At 46.3% G+C, this 16262-nt stretch carries 20 protein-coding genes and 1 pseudogene; 16 read left to right on the top strand and 5 right to left on the bottom strand.

What is annotated here, in order from left to right:
* Positions 1-60 precede the first annotated feature (60 nt).
* The 3 genes from FHD02_RS11790 to FHD02_RS11780 form a co-directional block, all read right to left on the bottom strand.
* On the bottom strand, positions 61-468 hold the full coding sequence (locus FHD02_RS11790; RefSeq protein WP_074171981.1) for a putative zinc ribbon protein: 408 nt from the start codon (positions 466-468) through the stop codon (positions 61-63).
* A gap of 83 nt (positions 469-551) precedes the next feature.
* A complete protein-coding gene (locus FHD02_RS11785; RefSeq protein ID WP_234673761.1) occupies positions 552-1595 on the bottom strand; it encodes an inovirus-type Gp2 protein in 1044 nt (347 codons plus the stop codon).
* Positions 1596-1845: 250 nt separating this feature from the next.
* Positions 1846-2052 (bottom strand): AlpA family transcriptional regulator, encoded by a 207-nt coding sequence (locus FHD02_RS11780; protein WP_063929094.1) that lies wholly within the window; start codon positions 2050-2052, stop codon positions 1846-1848.
* A gap of 369 nt (positions 2053-2421) precedes the next feature.
* On the opposite strand from FHD02_RS11780, the gene FHD02_RS11775 reads away from it, so the two are divergent.
* From FHD02_RS11775 to FHD02_RS11710, 14 genes and pseudogenes are all read left to right on the top strand, one after another.
* Positions 2422-3576, top strand: coding sequence for a hypothetical protein (locus FHD02_RS11775; protein ID WP_243456998.1), 1155 nt, complete (start codon positions 2422-2424; stop codon positions 3574-3576).
* A gap of 251 nt (positions 3577-3827) precedes the next feature.
* Positions 3828-4751 carry an IS5 family transposase gene (locus FHD02_RS11770; protein ID WP_197385324.1) on the top strand — a complete coding sequence of 308 codons (924 nt, stop codon included), beginning with the start codon at positions 3828-3830 and terminating at the stop codon, positions 4749-4751.
* A gap of 292 nt (positions 4752-5043) precedes the next feature.
* Entirely contained in the window at positions 5044-5478 is a 435-nt protein-coding gene (locus FHD02_RS11765; protein WP_197385323.1) for a hypothetical protein, read from the top strand.
* 19 nt (positions 5479-5497) lie between these two features.
* On the top strand, positions 5498-6301 hold the full coding sequence (locus FHD02_RS11760; RefSeq protein WP_085381269.1) for a hypothetical protein: 804 nt from the start codon (positions 5498-5500) through the stop codon (positions 6299-6301).
* A gap of 231 nt (positions 6302-6532) precedes the next feature.
* Positions 6533-6982 (top strand): hypothetical protein, encoded by a 450-nt coding sequence (locus tag FHD02_RS11755; RefSeq protein WP_063929086.1) that lies wholly within the window; start codon positions 6533-6535, stop codon positions 6980-6982.
* A 71-nt stretch (positions 6983-7053) separates the two neighbouring features.
* Positions 7054-7875, top strand: a complete 822-nt coding sequence (locus FHD02_RS11750) for a DUF932 domain-containing protein (RefSeq protein ID WP_063929084.1) — start codon at positions 7054-7056, stop codon at positions 7873-7875.
* A gap of 68 nt (positions 7876-7943) precedes the next feature.
* Positions 7944-8417: a DNA repair protein RadC gene (gene radC, locus FHD02_RS11745; RefSeq protein ID WP_063929083.1), complete on the top strand. Its 474-nt coding sequence runs from the start codon at positions 7944-7946 to the stop codon at positions 8415-8417.
* Positions 8418-8427: 10 nt separating this feature from the next.
* The gene (locus FHD02_RS11740) at positions 8428-8649 is read left to right on the top strand and encodes a DUF987 family protein (RefSeq protein WP_063929081.1); all 222 of its coding nucleotides are present in this window, start codon (positions 8428-8430) and stop codon (positions 8647-8649) included.
* Between the two features lie 23 nt (positions 8650-8672).
* A pseudogene (locus tag FHD02_RS11735) lies at positions 8673-9017 on the top strand (type IV toxin-antitoxin system YeeU family antitoxin).
* Between the two features lie 35 nt (positions 9018-9052).
* Complete coding sequence (locus tag FHD02_RS11730) at positions 9053-9394, top strand: TA system toxin CbtA family protein (RefSeq protein WP_126814560.1); 342 nt, start codon at positions 9053-9055, stop codon at positions 9392-9394.
* Positions 9395-9508: 114 nt separating this feature from the next.
* Positions 9509-10342 carry a DUF4942 domain-containing protein gene (locus FHD02_RS11725; protein ID WP_063929077.1) on the top strand — a complete coding sequence of 278 codons (834 nt, stop codon included), beginning with the start codon at positions 9509-9511 and terminating at the stop codon, positions 10340-10342.
* A 76-nt stretch (positions 10343-10418) separates the two neighbouring features.
* Positions 10419-10667: a CopG family ribbon-helix-helix protein gene (locus FHD02_RS11720; protein WP_063929075.1), complete on the top strand. Its 249-nt coding sequence runs from the start codon at positions 10419-10421 to the stop codon at positions 10665-10667.
* A gap of 3 nt (positions 10668-10670) precedes the next feature.
* Positions 10671-10946 carry a type II toxin-antitoxin system RelE/ParE family toxin gene (locus FHD02_RS11715; RefSeq protein WP_063929073.1) on the top strand — a complete coding sequence of 92 codons (276 nt, stop codon included), beginning with the start codon at positions 10671-10673 and terminating at the stop codon, positions 10944-10946.
* Between the two features lie 114 nt (positions 10947-11060).
* Complete coding sequence (locus FHD02_RS11710; RefSeq protein ID WP_219989955.1) at positions 11061-11858, top strand: helix-turn-helix transcriptional regulator; 798 nt, start codon at positions 11061-11063, stop codon at positions 11856-11858.
* A gap of 128 nt (positions 11859-11986) precedes the next feature.
* Here the strand turns inward: FHD02_RS11710 and FHD02_RS11705 are convergent, their stop codons facing one another.
* Complete coding sequence (locus FHD02_RS11705; RefSeq protein WP_220393893.1) at positions 11987-12859, bottom strand: phosphorothioated DNA-binding restriction endonuclease; 873 nt, start codon at positions 12857-12859, stop codon at positions 11987-11989.
* Positions 12860-12998: 139 nt separating this feature from the next.
* Here FHD02_RS11705 and FHD02_RS11700 point away from each other — a divergent pair, with 139 nt between their 5' ends.
* Positions 12999-13634 carry an HNH endonuclease gene (locus FHD02_RS11700; RefSeq protein ID WP_079225577.1) on the top strand — a complete coding sequence of 212 codons (636 nt, stop codon included), beginning with the start codon at positions 12999-13001 and terminating at the stop codon, positions 13632-13634.
* 46 nt (positions 13635-13680) lie between these two features.
* Here the strand turns inward: FHD02_RS11700 and symE are convergent, their stop codons facing one another.
* Positions 13681-14043 (bottom strand): endoribonuclease SymE, encoded by a 363-nt coding sequence (gene symE / locus FHD02_RS11695; protein ID WP_220393892.1) that lies wholly within the window; start codon positions 14041-14043, stop codon positions 13681-13683.
* A gap of 776 nt (positions 14044-14819) precedes the next feature.
* Between symE and FHD02_RS11690 the strand changes: the two genes are divergently transcribed.
* Entirely contained in the window at positions 14820-16190 is a 1371-nt protein-coding gene (locus tag FHD02_RS11690) for a tyrosine phenol-lyase (protein ID WP_038636869.1), read from the top strand.
* Positions 16191-16262 lie beyond the last annotated feature (72 nt).

Genomic DNA, 16262 nt, shown 5'->3' with positions numbered 1-16262 from the left:
GCGTTATTCCATGGTTCGTAACGCCCTTTTGAGCATTTGCTGTTTAAAAATGACCATTTTTTAATGATTATCTTCAAGTGCATAAATCCATTCACCACATTGCGGACATATCTTTTCACCATTCCAACAGATATGGCACCAGCAGCAGAGCCAGTTTTGTTTCGTCGTTTTACAGGGAAGTTGACGGAATTTTGCTGGTTGTAAAGGGCCGAACTCTGTTTTCTGCCCTACTGCGAACTTGCTTACTGGTTTGCTGTAGGGGCAGGTTGCAAGAAGCTTTGCAGTTTCCAGACATAGTGGCGTATGAACAAAGCTTTTTACACCGGTAAGTTCGTCAATAACAACGCTGATTTTCAGTCTACAGAATTCGCAGAACAGGATATCGTAATCTTCTTGTGCCGCTGTTTCCGGTTCGACCCATTCGCCATGATACGTAACGGCAAAAGGCGCATAGACAGGTTTATACATAATTAACTCCGGGATGAATGAAAAATGCCTGCGAGAAACACAGGCGTCATGCGGTAGTGCAGAATATTTTGATTTGAAGGGGGTTACGATGGCTGAGTGCGTTTCCTGCCACGTTTGCCCTTCGGAGAGCATGTTTTAATTTCGCTCCGCCCAAAGGTTCTCACGTTGCCAGGTAACGCCAGGCGCGCAAAGGTATCTATTTTGGTCAGATACTCCACAGCACGCTTTAGCCCTTCTTGCTTCAGGATGTCGTCATACTTAACCATCCCGACGCCAGGTTTCTCATAACGTTCAGGTCTGGCATTACAGTTGAAGTACGTGCCTTTCCCTTCTGTAATAGCCGAAACCCAATACTCTCCAAACTGCTCGCAGATATTGATCCCACTGCGGGATTTATTGCCATCAAGGAAGAATAAGGTATGGTAATGGAAGCCTCTGTCAGGCCCGTATTCCAGTTTCCATACCGTGCCCAGAACGTGCCTGAATATCCGGTTTCGTTTCATGTTACGCAGTAGTTGTTGACGATGTTGTTTCGCTATCTCAGGAGTAATGCTGCTCGAATGCGTTTTCCCCCAGGCTAGGTCCAGACGTATTACCAGCAGCCTTGCATGTTGGTTAAAGAGATGCTGAATATAATTCGTCACGCCTTTCAGATTCTTCATTGAATTTCGTTGGTATTTTCTGAGGTCTTGTTTAAAGTCAGATTTACTCACCTCGTCACGATATTCACTGACCAGCTTATTCAGCATGATAGCGGTATTAGTTGAATCTGAATTAATCATTGCACCATTGTAAATTCTGCAATAAAAATCATACCGCTTACGTACTTGCTGGAAACGGGTGATTAGTGGATGAAGTTTACGAAACTGCAGGAACATATCAGGTATCTGGTCAAGCAGATGCATAACCTCCAGAACCTCATTAGTTCGACTGGTTTGCTTGTATCCTGATTTATTAAGCAAGATGCTAAAGGGGAAGGTTTTTTTACGTATTATCTTTTTCAGTAACGCATAAGTGTGATGGAGTTTTTCAATATTAATGCTGTTGTCTGTTACGGACATTATTATTGAATTGTTTTCGTTATGAATCTCAGCACAGTTCTGGAAGATATCCTCTGTTTTACTCATCTTTTTCACATTCGTAATATAGCCACAATACATCGATATGTATTGTGGCTTTAAGGATTAAAGCGTACTTATACACACTGGAATCTTCCTGTTACTTTACTGGTGATATGAATGATGGGTGAATAATGATAACACCAATAAAATAAGAACCTTAATTTAAATAAGACATTCACCCAAGAAGAGTAAGCCCTGACAGACTAAAAGGTATGTATAAAGTTAGTGATTATTATTTCAGGATAAAAGAGTAAATTTACTCAATGCGGGATTCGTTAATTTTATCTTTAAACCACAGAACTACTTCACTTTCCAGCCAGCGAGAACTGCGTCCCATTTTAATTGGCTTTGGAAACTTTCCTTCCTGAATCAATTTATAAAACCATTTGTCAGTCATACCAGTAAAACGAACAATAAATGCCATATCAACCATCTGGTCGCTGTGAATATCAATCGTACTCATGAGAGGACTCCGGGAATGTATCAGGAGGACACCGGGCGGCATCCTTTCATGTCATAGATCGTATATGTACGCCTTTACTATCCATCCACTCAGTGCTTTGTTAAGGCTTTAAGTCTCTATATAAAGCATGCCCTGACAACCTCCGGGATTCCTCTGCTGGCGGGTTTGCATAGCGTGTGGTTTTTTGCTTATGATTTCACGTCAATGAAAGTGTCATTTTTCATGTGAAAAATGCCTTATAACAAGCTCTACATGAGGTTTTACACCTACGTTTTACACTATGTTTTTAACTATGAATATTGCTATGATTTTCACTGTGAAGTATCCTTTTAAGATCATATAAAGTTGAATGTAAAAGGATAGCTAATCTTGAATGGAAAAATGTGGATAGATATAAAAACAAAACGTGATGTAAGATTGTTTTTATGGATGGTAGGAAACGATGTTGCTATTGAAAATTACCGGCAAACAAAGGAAATGAAAACATACCACCTGAATCACATATATGGTGAAGACTGTAATTTAGCAGCGCTGGCAATAAACGAGGCTTTTCGGATTCTTTATAAGAATTCAGACGAGTTATTCTCATACGCCTATAGATTTAAAAAGGCGAAAGAAGCATTATTACCAATAAAAGAGTTTGGTTGGTTTAAACGTAGCAATGATGCCTGTTATTTTGCATGGGCATATATCAGGGTTTTTAGTAAAAAAAATAGTTCTTTGGCAAACGTTGGTGGGAATGACTCATTTTCTATTTATACCAGAACACCTTATCGTCGTTTTATTAGAATTGAACATCCAGTAAGTCACCGTGAGCGCATTGAGTGTATAGAGGATTTCTTTGATAGATCACCAATGGATCTTTCATCTAAGTTATCCATTATGTTAAGTATAAGGGATGCGTGGGACAGACATTCTCAGTTAGCAGATATATTGCCGTTGAAGAAAAGTGACAAGGGAAAAATAAACTGGGCATGGGACTATATCTCCAAAGATAAAATAAATTATATCAATGGTTCGATAAAAAGAGCACAAGAAAAATTAATTGAAAAGAGTAAGACTGACGAGACAGGACAGGTTTCACAAGCAGTTCTTGATGAAATATATAAATCGAGCATTGAAGGATATATTCATCAACCTCATTTCCTCAGCCTCTTTAGACCATCAACAACGACTGAGAAATATCTGGCACTACGTTGCATTTACATTTCCATGTACTATTATGATAAAAAATTTATACCCAGATTTAAAAAAGCCTGGGAATTAACATCCTTTCGTAAAGCAAAAAAGAAAAATAAGAACAAAATCTTAAAGTTAACGAAAAGAGAACTTGACGGCAATGACACTCCATCCGATTCTACTGATAATACTGAAAAAGAAATAGCTAAAACTGATAAAGAGCTCATGAGAGAGAAAGCACATGAGATAATGAAGAACATCAAAACCAGAAACTCAGAACTATCATCAGAAAAGGATAGCGATACTCCTCTAGATTTAAGTAGCAATGGCTGGCCTTTTTTCTGACTAAAAGAAAAGTGGTGAATATTTTTATTTTCATGCCAGATTAATTTATTTCATTAATATATTGGTCTGATATTCACCACTAACTTTAGCCACAAAGGATTAGAAAATTGAACCCCAGATTTTTTCAATTCTATATCATCAGAATGAATCAATACGTCATATCTCCACCGAAGTGGGGCTTTGTTGAATAAATCGAACTTTCAGGAGATTGGCGGATCTGATCACTACAGTCGTCTCAGCATCGGATCCCCATGGCAAAGCAAAAGTTTAAAATCACCAACTGGTCAGCCTACAACAAGGCGCTCAGGCAGCGCGGTTCGCTGACGCTCTGGCTTGATGAGTCTGCCATTGCTGCATGGACTGAGAGTGCACAGCCTGAAGGTCGTGGCCGACCGCTTCACTACACCGATATGGCTATTACCACGGTCCTGATGATGAAGCGCGTGTTCAACCTGCCGCTCCGGGCACTACAGGGCTTCGTTGACTCCATTTTTAATATGATGTTTCTGCCGTTGCGCAGTCCGGACTACTCTCTGGTCAGCAAACGGGCAAAAAGCGTCAGTATCAGCATAAAAACGCCAACCCGTGGTGAAATTTCGCACCTCGTCATCGACAGTACAGGCCTGAAAGTCTTCGGCGAAGGCGAATGGAAAGTCAGGCTGCACGGGGCTGACAGACGCAGGGTATGGCGCAAGCTTCATCTTGCCGCAGACAGTGCGACGCATGAGATTATCTGTGCCGATTTATCGCTCAGCGGAACGACGGATGCGCAGGCTCTGCCGGGGCTGATGAGCCAGACCCAGCGGAAAATCAGGGTAGCCTCGGCTGACGGCGCTTATGATACTCGCTACTGTCATGATACGTTGCTGAGGAAAAAAATCAGGCCGCTTATCCCGCCGCGAAGCGGTGCGCAATACTGGCCTGATAAGTACCATGAGCGTAACCACGCGGTGGCGAATCAGCATCTGAGCGGCAGCAATGAGGTCTGGAAAAAGAAAGTGGGCTATCACCGTCGTTCAGTGGCGGAAACGGCGATGTTCCGTATCAAAACCTTGCTGGGCGGGCATCTGAGCCTGCGGGGCTATGACGCGCAGGTGGGTGAAGCGATGGCAATGGTCAAAGCGCTGAACAGAATGACGTTGTTGGGTATGCCGGACAGCGTCCGGATCGCATAACAGGTGTGCCAGCGGTAGCCATCCTGTCGGCTGACTCTGATTTATTCAACAAAGCCCCGAAGTGGTTCTAACTCACCGATCTGTCACACCGATCGATACTCGTAATCTTAATAGATATAAACTATCAATATTGATTGATTGATCGTTTTGGTCATAGGTATTAACGATCAATTTCTTGAAACTGATCTGTATTAACGATTATCCCACCCCCTCACAAATGCATACGATCAGATGGCCTTTTGTACAACTGAAGGCCATTTTTCTTTTATAAAACACTCGGTAAGGAACAACTATGTTGAAGACTACCTCTACCTTGCTTTTCAGCGCTGCTTTATTCAGTACCACTGCACACGCCGTTATCCAGGACCAGCAATGGGGGAACTGGTTCGGTAACATCAGTGCAATGGAGTTTGAAATCAATACCCAAAACAACTCAGGTGAAGTGCTCACACTGACCTGTACAAGCGGAAAGTTAGCTGTTGTTTATAGCGTTCCCGCAGAAGACTATCGCGTTTCTTCCCTGACAGGACTTGCAGAACCGGGTATCAGCGTTAACGGTACAAATCATTCTCTGGATGAAACAGCCTTTGCTGCACTCAAATCTGCGGGTGAAAAAGACGTAATAAAAATAACCTCTATGAATTCAGCTATCTCTAAAAAATTCAGTGCTAAAGGGCTGAATGAAGCGCTGGCTGATACCTCATGGCAGGACTGTATTAATCACTAATTAATCAAAGGGAAATATAATGCATAAATTAATTGTTTTATCGCTCAGTTCAGTCGCTCTGCTTATTCCATCTATATCTTCTGCATTGACAATTCACGGAGATATACATCCCGAACGTTATACATTTTTCCTGACCCAAGAAGGCAGTAGCCAACTAAAACAGGCGAATGATCGACTAGCCAGGAATCCACAGGCCTACACGCTTGACGTGAACCATACAGGCATTCAGCCCTTTGATGCAGTCCGGTGGGATGGTGAGCCTGTAAAAGCCGTCACCTGTGTGCTGGTAGACGGCATTATGATGGGGAAAAAAGCTACCTGGTCACAATGCAAAGATGAAAGTGGTGCGGAATATTTCGGTAATGCTGGATGGCCAGTACGTGATTACGTGGCAAAAGCGTGTGAAGTAGGCAAATCAGATTGTCCTGTTTATCTTGTGCTTCAGACAGATCCACCGACTATGCGAAACGACATGGCTAAATTTGCCCCTGCACCTAAGAACTTTAATGCTTCTGCAAACCTGACGGATGAAATTAAAAACGACGGATGCCAAATGGCTAACAATTCCTTTGAATATGCGAAAAGCAGTATTCGCTGTTCTGCAATCAACACCGTGCGTTTTATTCGCAAACAAAATACCGAAGCTAAGTATGAGGCTGATCTCACCACAACTTCAGGCGAAAACCTGACAATGACTGTCGGGTACACCTATGGGAATGCATCCAGCAAAGAACCCGGCTGGCGTACCATTTCTGTCAAAGAGGGAGGCATTATTACGGATATTCGCAAACAGGGCCAATGGCTTCCTAATGGCTATAAGTAGAGGTGTGTTCCGTGCATAGTCAAAGCGAAGTGGTTACGAACATGCTCCCATGGCCTGATTGTACGTGGCAACTTGTCCTGTGCGTAACGGGGATTACGTTGATGCGAAGCCATTCGGTCACGGTCAGGGCTCTGGGGGCAGGTTTGACCACCTTTAGCCTGATAAAAGCGATAAAAAAACTCGCCGTACTTGCCTGATGGCAAGAAGCGGAGGTCACAGGATAAAAATACGATGTCTGAAAATAGCACAGGAAAACTTCGCAGCCTTACAGAAAAGCTGAATTTCCCACGCAGGAAAGCATCTGCCGAAAACCAAGATATATCTTCTGAACGTTTACCGGAAAGCACGGCTAAACCTCCGGTAAGTGGCGCTGACAAATACAGACTGTTACTGGAGAATATTGTCATCAATGGCTTGCTGAATATTGCCGAGGATAAACTTAGTGATGATGCTTTTGTTGAAGTTGTTTTCAGCAAAGCATATGAGCTTTTGCCTGCCCCGGTCAGGATCGTCCTGAAGCGGGAATGGTGCCTGAATTACCTTCAGTCGCAAAAAGCGCCGATTCTGGTGAAACTGCAACTTTACCGCGCGGGAAAGCTTAGTCCTGCCGAACTATCTGCATTGCCGATACCAGATTCAGAAAAGACTGCATCGCAGATACACCCTTCTGTTTCACCTTAATAATCCAGCCTTTCAATCCAGGCCATCCTTCGGGGTGGCTTTTTTATGCCCATTTGTTAAAGGAGTCGCCTATGACCCGTTTAGCCAGCCGTTTTGGTGCGACCAATCATGTGCGCCGTGATCGCCCGTTAACCCGCGAGGAACTGGCGCACTATGTGCCCAGCGTCTTCAGTGAAGACAAGCACGAGTCCAGAAGTGAACGTTACACCTACATACCGACCATTACCCTGCTGGATAATCTCCAGCATGAGGGATTTCGCCCGTTCTTTGCCTGCCAGACTCGCGTTCGCGATGAAAGCAAACGTGAGCATACAAAGCACATGTTGCGCCTACGTCGCGAAGGCCAGATTACTGGCAAACAAGTGCCAGAAATCATCCTGCTTAACAGCCATGACGGCTCCAGTTCATATCAAATGCTGCCGGGTTTATTCAGATCTGTTTGCCAAAATGGGTTGATTTGCGGCGAGTCGTTCGGGGAGGTGCGTGTCCCGCATAAAGGCAACGTAGTAGAGAAGGTCATTGAAGGGGCTTACGAAGTGCTGGGGATATTTGACCGCGTGGAAGAAAAGCGCGATGCCATGCAATCACTCATGCTACCTCCACCAGCACAGGCGGCGCTGGCAAAAGCCGCGCTGACGTATCGTTTTGGCGAAGAGCATCAGCCGGTGACGGAATCTCAGCTACTGGGTCCCCGTCGCTGGCAGGATGAGTCCGGTGACCTCTGGACAACCTATCAGCGCATTCAGGAAAACCTGATTAAAGGTGGTCTGTACGGGCGCAATGCGAAAGGAGGACGCACACATACCCGCGCTATTAAGGGGATCGATGGCGATGTAAAGCTAAATCGTGCGCTGTGGGTGATGGCAGAGAATATGCTGCAACTCGCCTCATGAACCACAACTCATCTCGTTTATAGCCCTGTAGCTTGTTGCTATGGGGCTTTTTATTTTAAGGATTTTCCATGTCTGAACTGATATTACCTCCGGCTTTTCCAGCGAATGAGCAACGTATTATCCGTCGCGCTATGCGACTGCTGGAGAAATACCAGCGCCAGCCTGGCGAGCAGTTCCTTGACACGAGTTGTACGAAAAGCTGGCTGCAACTGCATCTGGGACGGCAGGAACGTGAGGTTTTTGTCGTGCTCTATCTCGATAACCAGCATCGTCTGCTGGAACATGAAACGCTATTCCTTGGCACGATTAACCACACCGAAGTCCATCCCCGTGAAATTGTGAAATCTGCACTACGCCACAACGCGGCAGCGGTGATCCTCGCTCATAACCATCCATCGGGAATAACGGATGCCAGTAAAGCAGACCGAACGATTACTTCCCGGATAGTGAATGCACTGACTCTGGTGGATATCCGGGTGCTGGATCATTTCATCATCGGTGATGGTGATGCGTTGTCGTTCGCGGAAAGAGGCTGGCTGTAGGAGAATATTGATGAAAATCATAAGCAAACGTCAGGCAATGGCGATATACCGCCAGCATTCTGAATCCCGGTTGTCTCGCTTCTGTACTGGCAAATATCGCTGGTCCGGCAGCGTCTGCCATTACTACGGTCGGGAAGTGCAGGATATTCGCGGTGTGCTGGCTGTTTTTGCTGAGCGCCGACAGGACCGTCAGGGACCTCATATCATCCTGCGCTGCATTAGCTTCAATTAACCGTCAGTAAAAGGAACACAAATATGAAAGAAGGCACAGCCAACGAAGTAGTGGATATGCTGCGATGGGGACTGAAATGCGACATCACACCACATTTCGGGGCCCGTCTGGTGCAGGAAGGCAACCGCCTGCATTACCTCGCCGATCGGGCCAGCATAATTGGTCAGTTCAGCAAAGCAGATTTACACCATCTCAATCAGGCCGTTCCTTTTGCTGGTGAAGCAAATGGAACTCATGCTCACAAGTGGAAAACTTAATCCCCGACACCAGCGCTGCGTCACGCTGTATGCGAAGAGATTACCTGTGAAGCCGATACGCTCGGCTCCTGTGGCTACGTTTACATCACCATTTACCCCACTCAACGCTGACCGATTTTAACTTCCACTTCTACGAGAACAACATCATGAACACCTCTCCTGCAATAAATCAGCGGGTGGCGAAGCCATGCCCGTCGCCTGTGGCCGTCTGGCAGATGTTACTTACCCGTCTACTTGCGCAGCACTATGGCCTGACCCTGAGCGACACGCCATTCTGCGATGAAACAGTCATTCAGGAACATATTAACGCCGGTATCACACTGGCTGATGCCGTTAACTTTCTGGTGGAAAAGTACGAACTGATTCGTATCGATCGCAGGGGATTTAGCTGGCAGGAACAATCGCCTTATCTGCGGGCTGTAGACATCTTGCGGGCGCGACAGGCAATGGGGTTGTTACGACAAGGCCATAATCTTTCGACACGCTGAATCTTGCGAGCCTCCTTCTCGAATTAAATTCCCGATCTGTCTTCCTTATTTACTCATTGCATAATGCGCCTGCCACTCCCGGCGGGCGTGTTTGCTTTTTACGGACAAAATATCATGCAAACAGAAGCTGAAGTTTTAACCGATCATAATGAGCTAATTTGCTCAACCAGTATAGAACGCATCGTCACAGGGCGTGATGCTGCGCTGAGCCTGATAGAAATCCTGATCCATAAGCTTGATGATATCTCACGGCTAACTTCCAGCATCGGTGGTGATGTGGCGGAGCATTGGGCGATGCGACAGGGACATTCCTTTGACTGCTGGCTGATGCAACCAACCGACAAAGCCATGCCGGTGATCACCCGAAATATCGATCGCAGTATCTGGCGCGATCTCATGCTGAAGTCCGGGATGTTGACTCTGATGGATGCCGAAGCCCGCAGCCAGTGGGCTAGAAACCTCGAAGAGGGCGATCTTCCGGCCATCAGTGAAGCCAACATCCTAAGTACCTTTGAACAACTCCACCACAATAAACAGGATGTTTTCGAACGTGGGATTATCAATGTATTTAAAGGGTTAAGCTGGGACTACAAAACCAATAATCCCTGTTACTTCGGTAAGAAGATTATCGTCAACAATCTGGTGAAGCATGACAGATGGGGCTTCAGTCTGAACTGGGGCTGGCGGCGCGACCAATTAGCCGATTTGGAGCGAATGCTCTACCTGCTGGATGGTAAAACCATTCCCGATAACCGACATGATGTCTCCATCCGGTTTATGGATTTTGTGCGCGATAATCCGCATCAGCAAATTTTCGAAGATGAGTTGTTCACTATTCGCTACTTTCAGAAGGGCAGTGGGCATATCACATTCAAGCGACTGGATCTGGTGGATAAGATGAATGATATCGTGGCGAAGCACTTTCCGGGGATGTTACCTGCGAAATGAGATGTGATGTTTTTATAGGCACCTCTATGCTAATATTAATAGGAGTTATTAAATGTTATTAAACGAGGTAATCCCTATGGGTTCGCTTACTAAACAAACCATCAGCGCACAGATACCGATTGAATTGGCCGCTGCTGTTGAGAATCTGGCAATTGAGTTAGATCGTTCTAAAAGCTGGATTATTAAGGAAGCGTTGACCAGTATGCTGGCCGAAAGAGAACGGCGTCACCAGAGCATCCAAGCCGGTCTTGCGGATGTGGATGCCGGTCGTGTAATGAGCCACACGGACATGGTGGATTTTGCTAATCGCTTAAAGAAATCCTGATAAATGGAAATTTACTGGACGCTTAAAGCTCAGGATGACCTGGAACGTATCTATCGTTTTGCCCTTCAGTACAGCCGCCTGCACGCCGATGACGTTTTGGATCGCCTGATTACTAGCTGTGCTGGTCTTACAGCGCATCCGGCTATTGGCGTACAGCAGACTCGGTATGAACCTCGTGAGGTCCGAAAAGTATTATTCGATGATTACGAGGTTCACTACGAACTTCGCGATAATGACATCTATATCGTGGATCTCTGGCATACCAAAGAAGAACGATGAAAAGATTTTCTTTTAGTCCATGAGTGTTGATTAGTGAGTATAAACACGGTTATGTGTTTATACTCGATTTTGTGTTTTAATGGCACTTTCTACTCCTTCTGAAGGATGGATGCCATGTTACAGAACAACATCAAACAACTCCGTACCCTGCTATCTATCACCCAGCGCGAGCTGGCGTTTATGGTCGGCACCAGCCAGCAACAAATTCAGCGTATCGAAACCGGGAAGGTTGCTGCAAAGCTGGGTCTCGCACAGGCAATATGCAATGCTCTGGATAAGCCTCTAAACGTAGTGTTCCCGGAAAGTGATCGGTTGATAAACGACTTCCGCAAAAAGCGTCGTAAAACTGATGAAGATCTTGAGGCTATAGCCACAAGCGGCATTGAAATGGATAGCGGTCTCTGGACCGTAAAAATTTGGCTACAGGGGCAGCAGGACTATTTGCTGTTGCCCATTTCAGCAGCGGATAAGCGGAGGTTTTATTATTATTTTCAGGAAAAAAACACCCCAAACATAGAACGCTTCTTCGTTTTTGATTCTTCCGAGTATCGTTATGCGTTAAATATGCGTGAAGTGGTATTTCATCAGTTCCTTTCTGATGGTCTGCGGCCAATCGTTGACGAAGAGGATGATGCCTACGAAGACGATTATTTTAATGTCCATATCACGCTGGTAAACGGCGGACCAGTGATTCCACTGAGTGTTGAGCCAGATGCGCCGCAAAACGAAGAGACGGATGATATCGGACAGTTGAATGCTTTTTTTGACACGCTGGATTGTGAGCCTGAAACCACGGATCGTTTTATGATAACCGACGAGGATGGTGAAGACGCTTTTATCCGTATTGGTTCTATCGCTATGGTGCGAGTTGCGCTTGATGTGCTGGAACCAGTGGAAGACGATGATGAGTAGTATTGAATGAATTGATTTCTTAAGAAATGGTACTGAGTATACATGTGAGTATACAAAGTAACTTCGCATTTTTAAAAATCCATTGATTTCATATTGTTGAGGTTGAAATCGCGGTGCGGCCTTCGCACTCACCCTCTAAATACCTCTTTCCTGTGCCACTCCACAAACCCATCTTTTGGATAATTCTCGCGCATCATCGGCAGCGCTATCGATTTACCGTCGAAATCCCAGAACAGTCTGCCCACCATGCCGCTGCCATTCACTGCGGGTGACACCCGTACCCGCATACTCTCATCCAGCCCAATCGAACCTTTATCAAAGGCTTTATGGTGGATTGCGCACAGCGCCAGGCCGTTTGAAATCTCGCACGGGCCGCCGTGCTGTTTCCATTTGATATGGGCAGCTTCCAGGGCGACAGAGGTGCTGTCGTGGCGCATATTGAAGCCACAAATGGCGCACTCATAATTATAGGCACGCAGAACCTGCTGGCGGAACAACGGGTCCCGCTGTTTGCGGATTTGCAGGATATCAAATCCCAGTTCATCCGCGATCTCTTCCTGAATGCTTTCGGTGAAGTGCGCCTCGAGGATTTGCTGGGCCAGGGCATTAATGAGATTCTTGCTCTTTTTCAGCAAGGCAAAATGTTGTTCATCAAAGCCACCGGCAACGTTATGCGTCACCAGTTCGCCGGCAGGGGGCTGTTTGCTGCTGCCGGATGTTGAACAATGCTCGGCGTTTTGTAGCTCCCAGAATCCATCTCCCTGTAAGCGCCAGAAGGGCATATCCGGGCGGTACTGCGCACGCTGTGGTCCAAATCGTTCCAGCAGGCTATGCAACGGGTCGCGAACTTCCGTACCGTAGTCAAACAGGCGACCGTGACCCTGCTGATAACCCGCCAGCACATGAAGCAGCAGCAGGGGCTTGTGCGGCGCGCGCTGCTCGCCTTTACGCCAGATGGTGATGTCGGCAATTGCCTGTTGCAGGGTTTTACTGGAACTCATTGATTTCATTATCAGGTAAATAATTGCGATGATGCTCGCAAAATATCACCTGATCAAGAGGAGTGAGGCCGATACACTATCGACGTCACTTTATCGAATGCCGTTATTTCAGAAAGCCTTTAGTTAAGGAACCTGACCCATGAATGAACTACCTGACACGCTGCCGCGCGAGTACATCATCAAGGCCATTCACGCCTATGACTCGGGCTTCTCGCATCGTTTCAAAGAGGCGCGGCTTTATGAGCTGGAATTTCAGGGGCGTCGCTATCCATCAAAAGCTATTGCTGGAATTGCGGCGACGCTTTTGACGGGCAAAGCGTTTACCCCGCAGGATTTCTCCGGCGGTATCAGTTCGAAATGCGTCAGATTATTGACTGAGCAAGGTTTTCATATTGTTCAGGATAAAAATCGTGCTGCTGCGGTGAGCGACACGATCTTCCCTGAAGAACTTGAGGCGCAAACTGAATATATAGAAGGGGCAGCGACTCTGGTGACTGTGAATCGCTATGAGCGCGACCGCAATGCCCGACAGGCAGCGCTTCGCCACCACGGCTATCAGTGCAAAGTGTGTGGCATCGATATGTCAAAGGTCTACGGTAAGATTGCCGAAGGGTTTATCCATGTTCATCACCTGGTCCCTCTATCGGTAATTAAAGAAGACTACCGCCTTGATCCCATCAATGACCTGATCCCCGTGTGTCCAAATTGTCATGCTATGTTGCACCGGCGCATGCCGCCGTATACCCCAGAAGAACTGAAAAATATGCTGTGCTGAAAGCTCAATAAAGGCGCCCGCAGGCGCCTCAATGACAATCACACTCTCACCCCTTCGACCCTTTCCCCGCAATCACCCCGATAAACTCCAGTACCTGCTTTTGCTTGCGCGCGGAGAGCTTTTCCACGGCGCGCAGGGATTTCATCAGTTCTGACTCTTCGGGTTCGGCGGCGCGGGCGGTGAGCACGATGCAGCCTTGCATTACGCGTACATCGACGCTGGTGCCGGTGTCGAATCCGGCGGCTTTCAGCCACAGGCCCTTCATCACTATGGATGGAAACTGGACGTACTTCACCGGCAAACGGCTGTAATCAGGATAACGGCTCGCATAACCCACTTTCAGGTAACGGTTATCTGCGGCGTGCACTTCTGGATCAAATGAAACTGCAATACAATGCGTATCAGTCATGGTGACTATTCCCTTTAATAGTTACTGTGATTAGCGATGCGCAGGTGTTGGCGCACCTTCGCATCGCGCTAATAAAACCCCTGTAAATTACCCCAGTATCTTGGGCGAAGTCCAGATGTAAATAAGATGAAATAAGCGCGAATAGCACGCTTTCGGAATAAATAGAAAACGCCTTCATCCCAATAAATCCGGTATTATTCATCGTACTTACTCATTATCTTTCACACTCCTGAATATCCCCATGCTCCAGAAAACAACGCCTGTAGGCATCTGGCCAAAAATGCGATCTAACTCACTGAAGCAAATAGCAAACTCTGAAACAACACTGATTTGTACACTTTGCTTTACACTTTTAGTGATGTGAATCACAAATAGTGACCCGCGAAGTGATCCGACTCTCACAAAATGGGGTGTACTCATTCACCAATACAAAATGAGAACAGCCTGGAAAGTAAAGTTTTCAGTATTTCTGGTCGCAGATAACGCTCAACAGCGAACGACAAAACAACATGCAAAAAAAACTTGTTGAATATGAATAGTTAAAAAAATGACGTGTGATTTGCATCACTCACATTTACAGCTTTTTGAATTATTGCCAGTGATTAATGTTGCTCGGACTATTTCCATAATCAATTAAATCTTGCATAGTGCCTGCACATTATTTCACCCCCTGACGCAGGAGGCGAATAGTTATATTTCATCAGACTTTATTGATGAACCAGGTATGCTTTACTTCACATTAATACGTACATGACCACTGTTACTGGAGAAACAAAATGAATTATCCGGCAGAACCCTTCCGTATTAAAAGCGTTGAAACTGTATCTATGATCCCGCGTGATGAACGCCTTAAGAAAATGCAGGAAGCGGGTTACAATACTTTCCTGTTAAATTCGAAAGATATTTATATTGACCTGCTGACCGACAGTGGCACCAACGCAATGAGCGACAAGCAGTGGGCCGGAATGATGATGGGTGATGAAGCGTACGCGGGCAGCGAAAACTTCTATCATCTGGAAAGAACGGTTCAGGAACTGTTTGGCTTTAAACATATTGTTCCGACTCACCAGGGACGCGGTGCTGAAAACCTGTTATCGCAGTTGGCAATTAAACCAGGGCAATATGTTGCCGGGAATATGTATTTCACCACTACCCGTTATCACCAGGAAAAAAATGGTGCGGTATTTGTTGATATTGTTCGTGACGAAGCGCACGATGCCGGTCTGAATATTGCGTTTAAAGGTGATATCGATCTTAAAAAATTACAAAAGCTGATTGACGAAAAAGGCGCCGAGAATATTGCCTATATCTGCCTGGCGGTGACGGTTAACCTCGCGGGCGGGCAGCCGGTATCGATGGCAAACATGCGTGCGGTACGTGAACTGACAAAAGCACACGGCATTAAAGTATTCTACGACGCTACCCGCTGCGTAGAAAACGCCTACTTTATCAAAGAGCAAGAGCAGGGCTTTGAGAACAAGAGCATTGCAGAGATCGTGCATGAGATGTTCAGCTACGCCGACGGTTGTACCATGAGTGGTAAAAAAGACTGTCTGGTGAATATCGGCGGTTTCCTGTGCATGAATGATGACGAAATGTTCTCTGCTGCCAAAGAGTTAGTCGTGGTCTACGAAGGGATGCCATCCTACGGCGGCCTGGCCGGACGCGATATGGAAGCCATGGCGATTGGCCTGCGCGAAGCCATGCAGTATGAGTACATTGAGCACCGCGTGAAGCAGGTTCGCTACCTGGGCGACAAGCTGAAAGCTGCTGGCGTACCGATTGTTGAACCGGTGGGTGGTCACGCGGTATTCCTCGATGCGCGTCGCTTCTGCGAGCACCTGACGCAGGACGAGTTCCCGGCGCAAAGCCTGGCTGCCAGCATCTATGTGGAAACTGGTGTACGTAGTATGGAGCGCGGTATTATCTCTGCGGGCCGTAATAACGTGACCGGCGAACACCACAGACCGAAACTGGAAACCGTGCGTCTGACGATTCCACGCCGCGTTTATACCTACGCGCATATGGATGTGGTGGCTGACGGTATTATTAAACTTTACCAGCACAAAGAAGATATTCGCGGGCTGAAGTTTATTTACGAGCCGAAGCAGTTGCGTTTCTTTACCGCACGCTTTGATTATATCTAAATAATTATTATGGCCCCATCTGGCGATGGGGCTTTTTTGTCTTCTTTTTCCATGAACAGGAAGCCTTTGCGG

This window comes from Citrobacter sp. EC_71 (assembly GCF_019584005.1).
In the GTDB taxonomy this organism is placed as follows: Bacteria; Pseudomonadota; Gammaproteobacteria; order Enterobacterales; family Enterobacteriaceae; genus Citrobacter; species Citrobacter werkmanii.
Note: the sequence above shows the minus strand (reverse complement) of the source record. Positions and strands in the feature narration are given on the sequence as shown.